At 70.7% G+C, this 9782-nt stretch carries 8 protein-coding genes and 3 pseudogenes; 2 read left to right on the forward strand and 9 right to left on the reverse strand.

All coding sequences use genetic code 11. The annotated features are described in order from the left end of the window. The 4 genes and pseudogenes from FM076_RS00925 to FM076_RS00940 form a co-directional block, all read right to left on the reverse strand. Complete coding sequence (locus FM076_RS00925) at window positions 1–318, reverse strand: ANTAR domain-containing protein (protein ID WP_345944835.1); 318 nt, start codon at window positions 316–318, stop codon at window positions 1–3. Window positions 319–536: 218 nt separating this feature from the next. Next, window positions 537–1195, reverse strand: a pseudogene (locus FM076_RS00930) (response regulator). Beyond that, window positions 1192–1905: pseudogene (locus tag FM076_RS00935) on the reverse strand (sensor histidine kinase); the annotation flags it as partial. The pseudogenes FM076_RS00935 and FM076_RS00930, both read right to left, overlap by 4 nt. A 593-nt stretch (window positions 1906–2498) precedes the next feature. After that, window positions 2499–3472, reverse strand: a pseudogene (locus tag FM076_RS00940) (helix-turn-helix transcriptional regulator). 137 nt (window positions 3473–3609) lie between these two features. Here FM076_RS00940 and FM076_RS00945 point away from each other — a divergent pair. Beyond that, a complete protein-coding gene (locus tag FM076_RS00945; protein WP_173874429.1) occupies window positions 3610–4005 on the forward strand; it encodes a Rid family hydrolase in 396 nt (131 codons plus the stop codon). 62 nt (window positions 4006–4067) lie between these two features. Here the strand turns inward: FM076_RS00945 and FM076_RS00950 are convergent, their stop codons facing one another. The 5 genes from FM076_RS00950 to FM076_RS00970 all read right to left on the reverse strand — a co-directional run bounded on the left by FM076_RS00950 (window position 4068) and on the right by FM076_RS00970 (window position 8654). After that, window positions 4068–4946 carry a class I SAM-dependent methyltransferase gene (locus tag FM076_RS00950; RefSeq protein ID WP_173868049.1) on the reverse strand — a complete coding sequence of 293 codons (879 nt, stop codon included), beginning with the start codon at window positions 4944–4946 and terminating at the stop codon, window positions 4068–4070. A 10-nt stretch (window positions 4947–4956) separates the two neighbouring features. Beyond that, window positions 4957–5955: a squalene/phytoene synthase family protein gene (locus FM076_RS00955; protein ID WP_173868050.1), complete on the reverse strand. Its 999-nt coding sequence runs from the start codon at window positions 5953–5955 to the stop codon at window positions 4957–4959. Then, on the reverse strand, window positions 5952–6764 hold the full coding sequence (locus FM076_RS00960; RefSeq protein WP_345944836.1) for a class I SAM-dependent DNA methyltransferase: 813 nt from the start codon (window positions 6762–6764) through the stop codon (window positions 5952–5954). The genes FM076_RS00955 and FM076_RS00960 overlap by 4 nt, the downstream gene beginning before the upstream one ends. Window positions 6765–6790: 26 nt before the next feature. Continuing rightward, window positions 6791–7513 (reverse strand): tRNA-dependent cyclodipeptide synthase, encoded by a 723-nt coding sequence (locus tag FM076_RS00965; protein ID WP_173868051.1) that lies wholly within the window; start codon window positions 7511–7513, stop codon window positions 6791–6793. Window positions 7514–7805: 292 nt separating this feature from the next. Beyond that, on the reverse strand, window positions 7806–8654 hold the full coding sequence (locus FM076_RS00970; RefSeq protein ID WP_173868052.1) for an alpha/beta fold hydrolase: 849 nt from the start codon (window positions 8652–8654) through the stop codon (window positions 7806–7808). Window positions 8655–8759: 105 nt separating this feature from the next. Here FM076_RS00970 and FM076_RS00975 point away from each other — a divergent pair, with 105 nt between their 5' ends. Beyond that, entirely contained in the window at window positions 8760–9356 is a 597-nt protein-coding gene (locus FM076_RS00975; RefSeq protein WP_173868053.1) for a TetR/AcrR family transcriptional regulator, read from the forward strand. Window positions 9357–9782: the final 426 nt, after the last annotated feature.

A 9782-nucleotide genomic window follows, 5' to 3' on the forward strand; every position in this document is an offset into this window, starting at 1 on the left:
CTAGCCTTGGCTGTCCTCGTGGCGGGCCATGGCCTCCAGGAGAGCCTCGCGGATGTGCCGGGGCAGGGGTTTCTCGTAGGCCGTGGCGACCAGCTCGGCGGCTATGTCCCGCAATTTCGTATTCGTGTGCTGGGAGACCTCCACCAACACCTCCCAGGCGGTCGCAGGGGTGCACGGAGTCAAGGCCATCAGCATGCCCCGGGCCTGGTCTATGACCGGCCGCGTCCTCATGGCCTGCCTGAGCTGGTCCGTCTCCTGCTCCAGCTCGGCGACCTTCTTCTCGGCGGCTTCAGCCCGCTGCGCCTCGTCGTCTGCCACGGATTCACCTTAGCGGGGTCGTTCACGGGGCCGCCGTGGAGGACGAGCGGCGCCGGCGGCCGTCCATGCCCTGACGGTCCCGGTGGGGCACCGCTTCGCACGGCACCATCCCGACGCGCGGCTCCATGCCGCCTGTCGACCGGTCGGCCAAACCGGTGCTCCGCCCGAAGTCGGCCGGCCGCTCGTACGGAGGCGGCAGACCGCGGATCACAGCCGCTTCAGGCCACCAGACCGTGCCGGTAGGCGTAGACGACGGCCTGGACGCGGTCGCGCAGGCCGAGTTTGGTGAGGATGCGGAACGCGAAGGTCTTGACCGTCTCGTGGCTGGTCACGAGGGCCGCGGCGATTTCGCTGTTGGACAGTCCTTCCGCGATGAGGCGGAGCACCTCCAGTTCCCGGGAGTCAGCGGGATGTCCTGCGCGCTGCCCGCGGCCGGCCGGAAGCGGGCGGCGTACCGGCCCACCAGCCGGCGCGTCACCTCGGGGTCCGGCGGTGCCGCGCCCATGGCCACGGTCCGGATGCCGTGCAGCAGCCGGTCCGGCGGCGCGTCCCTGAGCAGGAATCCGCTCGCTCCCGCGCGCAGAGCCTCGTAGACGTACTCGTCCAGGTTGAACGTCGTCACCACGAGCACCTTCACGGGATGCTCCACCCCGGCACCGGCCAGCAGGCGGATGGCCTCGATGCCGTCGAGCACCGGCATGCGGACGTCCATCACGACGACGTCCGGGCGCAGCCGGCCGGCCGGGCCGACCGCGGTCCGCCCGTCCGCGCACTCTCCGGCCACTTCCAAGTCGGGCTGCGCGTCGGTGATCGTCACCAGCCCGGTGCGGACGAGGGCCTGGTCGTCGCAGACCAGGACCCGGACCGGCGCGCTCACACCGGGCTCCTCGCGGGTATCCGGGCCCGGACCAGGAAGCCGCCGCCCGTGCAGCGGCCCGCGCTGAAGTCGCCGCCCAGGACGCCGACACGTTCGCGGAGGCCGCCGAGGCCACGCCCGCTGCCGCCGGGGGAACCGTCCCGCGATCCGGAACCGTCCGTGACCACCTCCACGGTGAGGTCCCTTTCTCCGTGGCGCACCAGGACCGAGGTGCGGCTGCCGTGGTCGTACTTGAGGGCGTTCGTCAGCGTTTCTTGAACGACCCGGTAGGCCACGAGGTCGGCGCTGCCGGTCGAGACCGGCGGCGTGCCCTCCTCGGTGTACTCCACCGGCCGCCCGGCCCGACGCGTCTGCTCGACGAGTGTGAACAGCCTGCCGACGGGCGGCGCCCTGTCCTCGCCGCCCGGTCCGCCGCCGTGCCCGGTGCCGTGGTCGGGGTGGAGCAGGTCCAGCAGGTGGCGCAGATCCGTGATGCCCGCCGGCCGGTGTCGCTGACGCTCGTCAGGGCCTGGCCGAGGCGGTCGGGTGCGGCGGTCAGGTACCGGGCCGCCTCGGACCGCACCACCAATCTCCGTCACATGGTGGGTCGCGACGTCGTGGAGTGCGCGGGCGATCCGGATGCGTTCGGAGCTGCGGGCGTCATCAGCGACGCGGCTGCGGCGTTCGGCCTCGGCGGCGCGGGCGGAGCGCATCCACGCGCCGATGCCCCAGCCCCAGCGCGCCCTCCACCGAACCGGGACCGTCGCCCCTGTAGACCCGGCTGTTCAGAGGTTGACGATGACGGCGCCGAACATCCCGGCGCCGATCAGGATCCCCCAGCCCGTCCTGGCCGCGGCGCCTTCCCGCACCACGTCCGGCGCGGGCCGGTGCTCGGTACGCCGCACCACCCATCCGTAACCACCCATCCGTACACGAACACCGCCAGCGCGGCGGCCATGAGACCGAGGACGAGTGTGAGCCAGTCGTTCTCCACCGCGTTGACGGCATTGCCGCCGACGGCGTCCAGCGCCATGACGGCCGGGAACTGCCAGACGAACCGCACGTGCGTCCTTTCTCCGGGCCCGCGGCCGAGTGCCGCGGGCTGCCCCGGACGCTACGGATCGGGCAGCCGGAGATCGTCACCTCACGGTGGACACCTGGCGGTAACTCGCTCGAGGGACAAGCCCCCCGGTGCGCGGAGTGATCGGCGTCCCGGAGAGCTTTTTCACCGTCGGTCCAACGTGCGGAACATGACGCACGCCTCGCAGAGCTACGCGCCTCTCCGCTTCTTGCACGGCTTCCCGTCAGGTGAGGGGCCCGGGTCTCAGGCCGGCGCTCCGTAGCGGGTGGCGATCGTGGTGGCGCGGTCGCGCAGAGAAGCGCGCAGCCACTGCGGGGCGAGGGCCTCAGCGTGCGTGGCGAGCTGCCACAGCGCCCATTCGGCGTGTCTCGCGTCCTGGAAGGTCACCTCCAGCCGCATCGGCCGCTCGCTTCGGTCTCCTCGGTGAGGACGGCCAGCGCGGTGGCAGTGAGGGCTTCCCGCCCCGCCGGGTCCACCCGCACCAGCACGGTGACGTGGTCGCCTCCGGTCCGGAATCGTGTGCTGCGCTCCTGCCAGGCCCGGTCCAGATCGACCCGGTCGGGCCGCTGTGCGGGCTCGTCGAGTTCTTCGGCGGCCAGGATCCGGGACAGCCGGTAGGTGCGGTCCGCACCGGCTCGCGTGGCCAGCAGGTAGCCCCGGTCGCGCACGGTGACCAGACCGATCGGGTCGATGGTGCGCCACCGCGGGGTCTGGTCCGTGGCCGCGTAGTGGATGCGCAGTCGGTGTCCGGCGAACACCGCGCGCCGGACCTCCGCCACCACCGTCCCGGGCACCTCCTCGGCGACCACGCGGCGGGACAGGAGGTCGGTCTCCGGGTCGATGAGCAGCCGCTCTGCCACCCCGGCCGCGATGTCCCGATGGCTTTCGGGCAGCGCGTCGACCACCTTGAGCATGGCCGAAGCGAGCGCCGAGCCCAGGCCGAGATCCTGTGCGCCGCGCCGCGACCCGGCGATCAGCAGGGCGAGCGCCTCGTCGTGGTTCAGCCCGGTGAGCTCCGTCTGGAACCCGGGCAGCAGCGAGAAACCGCCGAGCCGGCCGCGTTCGGCGTAGACCGGGACGCCTGCCGCGGACAGTGCCTCGATGTCGCGCAGCACGGTGCGGGTGGACACCTCCAGCTCGCGGGCGAGCGTGGTCGCGGACAGCTGACCGCGCTGGCGCAGCAACAGCACGAGCGAGACCAGGCGGTTGGCGCGCATACGGAAACCGTACCGGAATACGTGACAGAGGATGTCGTGCTTCGCTGGGAGGCTTTCCTCACGACGTCACGGCGGGGCGGTTACCGGGCCGGTGGACGTACGTACTGCCGAAGAACCGAAATGGAGCTGATGTGGCTGTGGAGCGAGCGACGGTCAACCCGTGGTCGTGGTCGGTGGAGATGGGGTACAACCAGGGTGAGATCGTCTCCGGGCACACCCGGACCCTGTACTGCGCCGGGCAGACGGCGATGAGCGGCGAGGGCAAGCCCCAACACGATGGTGACATGGCGGCGCAGTTGGCGCTGAGCCTCGACAACCTGGAGGCGGTTCTCGCCGAGGGCGGTATGGCTCTTGCCAACCTCGTCAGGCTCAACGTCTACACCACCGACGTGGACCTGCTCTTCCAGCACTACGGCGTGCTGGCGTCCCGGTTGGGCGCCGCCGGGGTGGCACCGGCCACCACCATGCTCGGGGTGACCCGGCTGGCGATCCCGACCCTGATGGTCGAGCTGGAGGGAACCGCCGTCGGATGAGGTGAGCCCGCCGCCTCCTGCTGCTCGTACCGGTCCGACCCGGCACCAGCAGCAGGAGATGCTCACCCTCCCCCTCCGCCGGCTCCCCCTCGTGCGTACCGGTTGTCCTGCTGTCCCGCGCGAGCGATCGCCACGACGTAGCCGAGACACTGGTCGGCTTCGGCCAACTGCCCGATGAGCTGGGCCATCTCCTCCACGGTGTCGTCTCCGAAAGCAGCGGCCAGCTCCCGCCGCCGGCTGTCGAAGGCCGCCTGGCTGCGCCGCGCGCTGTGCCGGGTGTGCGCGCTGATGTCCGTCACGTCCAGGACGTCGAATCCCACCGCGGCGAGCAGTTCCCGCAGCCGTCGCCGGGTGCTCAGGTGGACGGACGGCACCTTCTCCATCAGACTTCCGGCCTTTGGTGCGGCCGGCGGAACGACCATGTCCACCAGGGCCAGCAGCCCCCCTGGTTCCAGGCAGCGCGCCGCTTCCGCGAGCGCCGCCTGCTTTCCGTCGCGGGCCGTGTCGGGCAGGTGGGAGGTGACCTCCAGCATCAGGGCGCGGTCGAAGGAGCGGTCCGGGAAGGGGAGGTCCGTGGCCTTCGCGTGGTGGAACTCGGCCCTGTCTCCGGCAGCCGAGGCCGCGGCCTGGCGCCGGCCCGTCGCGATCATGCCGGGACTCGCGTCGACGCCCGCCACAAAGCACCCGGTCTCCTCGGCCAGCAGCAGCGCGGGCTGTCCGGCCCCGCAGCCGACGTCGAGCAGGCGGTGCCCGGGCCCCAGCCCGAGCCGCCGCCCCACCAGTCTGACGAGGCGGTCGGTGGCCTCGGCGATGGTGGCCGGGTCCTCGGCTCCCGTGTAGTACCCCATGTGCATCGCCAGGGTGCCCCTCACGCTGACAAACGCATCGGCGCGGGACTCGTAGAAGTGCGCGATGGCGGAACGCTCGTCCTGCTGTTCCATGGTGCTCCGGTCACCTTGGGGTCGGCTGGAGGGGGCGGGTCTGCGGCGTGGTGACGCGCCGGGCACAGACGCGGGAGTAGCCGAGGGCGAGGCTGGTCCACATGCACGTCCCCCAGGTCAGCCGGGGCCGCCACCTCGGGGCGAAGAGGTCGTAGCGGGGCCCGACGGTCAGCCGGAGGTGGTACCGGGTCACGCGCACGTACCGGCGCGGCAGTTCCTGTGCCACGGGGTCGGCCATCCGCCACCAGTCCTCGGCCTTCTCCAGGTAGCGGCATGCGCGATCGGCCTCGAAGCGCACCAGGTCGCGCACGGGCTCCGGCATCCGCCGCTCACGGACGGCCCGCACCAGGTCGTCGCGCTGGAGTCCGAAGGCCCGCAGGTCCTCCAGCGGCAGGCAGAGCCGGCCGCCCGCCAGATCCTCTTCGAGGTCGCTGAGGTTGTCCGTCAGCTGGAGGGCGAAGATGGCGGCGGCGGCGTGCTCCCTGGCCGCCTCGCTGGCATGCGCGCGAGGGCCCAGCAGCGCGTTGACCCAGGAGATGTAGGGCACACCCGTGCCGTGGACGTACCGCTCCAGGTCGCTGAACGCGGGGTACTCGGTGACGTGCGCGTCCCCGGCCATGTTCTCCAGGAGCGTCCGGACGGAGTCGGGAGGGACATCCCAGACGCGCGTGAAGTGCGCGAACGCGCGGGCGAGTTGCCGCCCGACGGCTTCTTCCCGCGACGCGGGCTCCGCCTCCCACGGGTCGGAGTGGCCGTCCTCCAGGAGCGTGAGGACGGCGCGCGTGTAGGACTTGTAGCGCGCCACCCGGTCGCCGGCCGGGACACGGGGATCGTCGATGAGCTTGTCCGCGTGGATGGTGAACGCCTGGACCGCGTCGCAGTAGGGACGGCGGTCGGGCGGGAGCAGCATCCTGGGCATGGCGTAGGCCATGGCGCCGCACCGGCGCATGAAGGCCCGGCAGGCAGCGTAGTCGTCGCGCAGGCCGGCCCGGTCGATGGCGGAGCTCATGAGCGGCTCCGCACCATGGTCCAGGTGTCGTAGAGCGCGTTCGGGCCGGACGGTTGGGCGGAGTAGTTGTCGTACACCTTGGCGTCGGTGAAGCCGTGTTCCGCGGCCAGGCGACGGACTGCGGCGTGCGGGAGGGGATAGTAGCGGTGCAGGTCACGGGTCCGGATGAAGACCTGCTCGCCGCCGTCCGCCGCGGGCGCCGGGCTGAACTGGGTGTAGGCCATGTCGACGAACTCCTCCTCGGCCGACGCGCTGAACGTCCAGATGTAGGAGGTGTCGTCCAGTTCCAGGGCCATCACTCTGGGAGCGGACGGGTCGAAGAACTTGCGGTAGAAACCCTGTCCGAAGACGTCGAAGGTGAAGGTACCGCCTGCGGGCAGTACGCGGGCGACGGCGCCGAACGTCGCGGAGATCTGTGCCTCTGACAGGTAGTTCAGCCCTCCGGCGGCGCTCACGACAGCGTCGAACTTCCCGGCCTCGGCGGGGATGTGCGGCAGCGCGGCATGGAAGAGGGTGGTCTCTTCGCCCATCCGACGCCGCGCCCGCTCCAGCATCGCGGCGGACCGGTCGAGACCGGTCACGGCGTAGCCGCGCCCCGCCAGCTCGGACAGCATCAGACCGGTGCCGCAGCAGATCTCCAGTACGGTGCGCACGGGCCGGTGCTGTGCTTGCCAGAACGTTTGCAGGAAGTCGGCGACACGGTCGCGCGGGGACTCCTCCTGACAGACGATGGCCCATTCGGCCAGCCGGTCGTAGGTCTCCGCGAGGTTGGTATAGGGGTCGGCAGGTGTGGTGGTTTCCGAACTCACGTGGTTTGCCTTTCCGTGTTTCGTGTTCACGGTCCTGCGACAGGCTCGGTGCGCGGTTCTCTGACAGGCTCGACGGGCCGGATGAGCGCGTAGGCCTGCCGCGGAGAGGGCTTGAGTACTGCTTGCCCGGAAAAGATCAAGGCGGCCAGCGGGAGCTGGCGATGATAGAAGCACAAGGAGGAGGGGACGCCGAAGATTTCCGCCGAGGCGATGAAGAACGGAAGCTCCGCGAGGAGATATCGCATCCCGTGTTCAATTCCCTGCACCGTCGGCTCCTTCTCGGGCCGCCGCGCCAGAAGTACCGCCCGGCTCGCCTCCTGGCATACCGCCCGCATATTCCCGTCCTCGGCCAAGGCTTTTTCACACCTCGCGCGTGCGGTGCGGTACTGCGGCAGGTCCACCAGTTCGGACATGAGATGCAGCCCGTCGGCCGGACGCGGGCCACCGAGTGATTCCCAGGCCCGTACGATGCGGTTGCGCACCGCGTTGCACTCTGCGCGCGCCTTGCTGGCGGCGCGGTCCGGGGGATAGCCGAGGGCCATGAACGTGGGGGCCAGCTCCACATTCGGTACGATGATATCCATGCGCGCGAACCTGCTATTGAGCCAGTGAATCAGGTCGGCGAGAAGAGGAACGCGGAAAAAACTGTTCCCGGGGCTCACACCGATAACCACATGCTCCCGCCTTTCGCAGATGGAAGCGCAGTTCTCGGTCACTGGTTCGATGGAGAATTCCACACGTTCGGGCACACAGGGTCAATACCCGCTCGGAGTTCTCACGAGGCGTAAGCACTGCTCCTCAAATGAGTGAAAACCGATGGCTGCTGACGCACCGAGTTCATGTGCGCTCGACGGCGAAGAAGGCAGCGACCGGCCGGAAAAGCGAGCCAGCAATTGAAGAACGGATTCTGCGGTTCTGTTGAGTTGGCGCACCCATTGGGCCATGAGTTCTACGAATTAAGTCCCACCGCTCTCGGCCGCTCCCCTGTGACCCCGCGCCGAATGCCGGGGCGGTCCGGCCGGCACCCGAAGCCTGCCCCGGTCAGCGCTCCCCCGGCAACGGGTGTTCCTGGATGAAGCGGCGAAGCTCCGCGGTGAGGCCGGACGGGTTGTCGAACGGGACGAGGGTGCGGGCGTCGGGCACTTCCACGTACCGCGCGTTCGGCAGCAACTGAGCGAGGCGGCGGCCGGTGGCGTGCGGCATCATGCGGTCCTCGGCGCCCCAGGCGACCAGTGCGGGGCGGGTGAAGGAGGGCAGGTTCGCGGCGGCCCGCAGATAGCAGTCCGGATCGGTGCCGCGGCAGAACTTGGCGAAGTCGCGCCGGATCTCGCGACTGCTCAGCAGCGGGCCGTACCAGCGGGCGATCAGCTCCTTCGGGAGCCGCTTCTTGGCCATACCGCCGAGCGAGGTCCGCATCCGCGCCAAGGGTGGGCAGCGGAAGGTCTGGAGCAGCAGGAACAGGCCGCCGGGAATCCTGCTGGCCCGGTACAGCACCCTGCCCTGCAGACCTGGTGGGTAGTTGTCCAGTGCCTCGCAGGAGGTGAGGACGAGCCGGGCGATGCGGTCGTCCCGTACGCCGATGAGGAGTTGGGCCGTTCCGGCGTCGTTCTGGACGAGGGTGACATCGCGGAGGTCGAGCTCTTCCGTGAACTCGGCCAGGAGCGCCGCGATGCCGTGCGCGGACAGGTCGGCGTCCGGCCGCATCGGGCGCCGGTGGCTGCCGATCGGCAGTACGGGGACCAGCACCCGGAAGTCGGGCCGCAGGTCGGAGACGACCTCGCTCCACACCGACTCGTCGAAGCCGAGGCCGTGGGCCAGGACCACGACGGGGCCGTCGCCTCCCGTGTCCTCGTAGTCGACCGTCCCCGCGCTCAGCTCGATCTCGGGCATGGCAGTGCCTCCGGCTCGGTCGCCCGCTTCTGGATAGATCGTTCTAGTGGCAGAATAGGCCCTCTCCTCCGACACCGACAACAACCACCCTCCGGAGGCTCCGCCATGAGCGACAGCAAGGGAACCAGCACCCGGGACACCAAGCAGCGCATCGTCACCGCCTGCACCGAGTTGTTCCGGCGCAGCGGTTACACCGGGACGGGCATGAAACAGATCGCCGAGGCCGCCGGCGCACCGTTCGGGTCGCTCTACCACTTCTTCCCCGGGGGCAAGGCGCAGTTGGGCGAGGAGGTGATCCGCACTTCGGGTGCCGTCCATCTCGGCCTCGTCGCCGCGCTCCTGGAGCCGCACGCGGACAGAGCCGCCGCCACCTGTGACTTCTTCGCCGCCGCGGCGGACACCCTGAGCGAGCTGGACTTCGCCGACCCGTGCCCGGTCGCCACCGTCGCGCTGGAGGTGGCCGGCACCAACGAGCGGCTGCGGCTGGCCACTTCACAGGTCTTCGACAGCTGGATCGAGGAGCTGGCCGCCTACTACGCGGCGGGCGGCATTCCGCGGCCGGTCGCGCGTGAGACGGCGAGTTCGGTGATCGCGCTGCTCGAGGGAGCCTTCATGCTCGGCCGTGCCGCACGCAGCACCGCTCCCGTACTCGCGGCGGGAAAAGCGGCGGCTGCGGTCGTCCGCGCGGCGCTGGACGGCTGAGCCGCCAACCGGCGTGCGGCAGCGCGGCCTTGTGCGCCGCGCCGGCCGCCCCGGCGTCACCGTTCCCTCGCAGGCCCGAAGACCCCTGTGGCCTTCTCCCGCCGACCGGAAGGCTCCTGTGGCCACTGGCTGCCCAGGACGGGCACGGGCCAGGGCGTGAAGCGGGGCCGTCCGGTGCAGCGGACGGCCCCGGAGCCATCGGCGCGGCCAGGGTTATGGGCACGACCGGAGTCATCGGCGCGGACGGCGCGTCATCGGCGCTGCCACACCTCTTCGGCGGCTTCCGCCACGGCGGAGTACGGCAGGTCTGGCAGGTCACCGGTACCGTGCGCGTCGGCGGCGGCCCGGGAGCGGGTCGCCGCCTCCGGGCGCGCGCGCGGCAGGGAGCGCCGCGGCGCCCGGGAGCAGCTGTGCCGCCAGCAGCGT

This window comes from Streptomyces albus subsp. chlorinus (assembly GCF_013302895.1).
GTDB classification, from domain to species: Bacteria; Actinomycetota; Actinomycetes; order Streptomycetales; family Streptomycetaceae; genus Streptomyces; species Streptomyces chlorinus.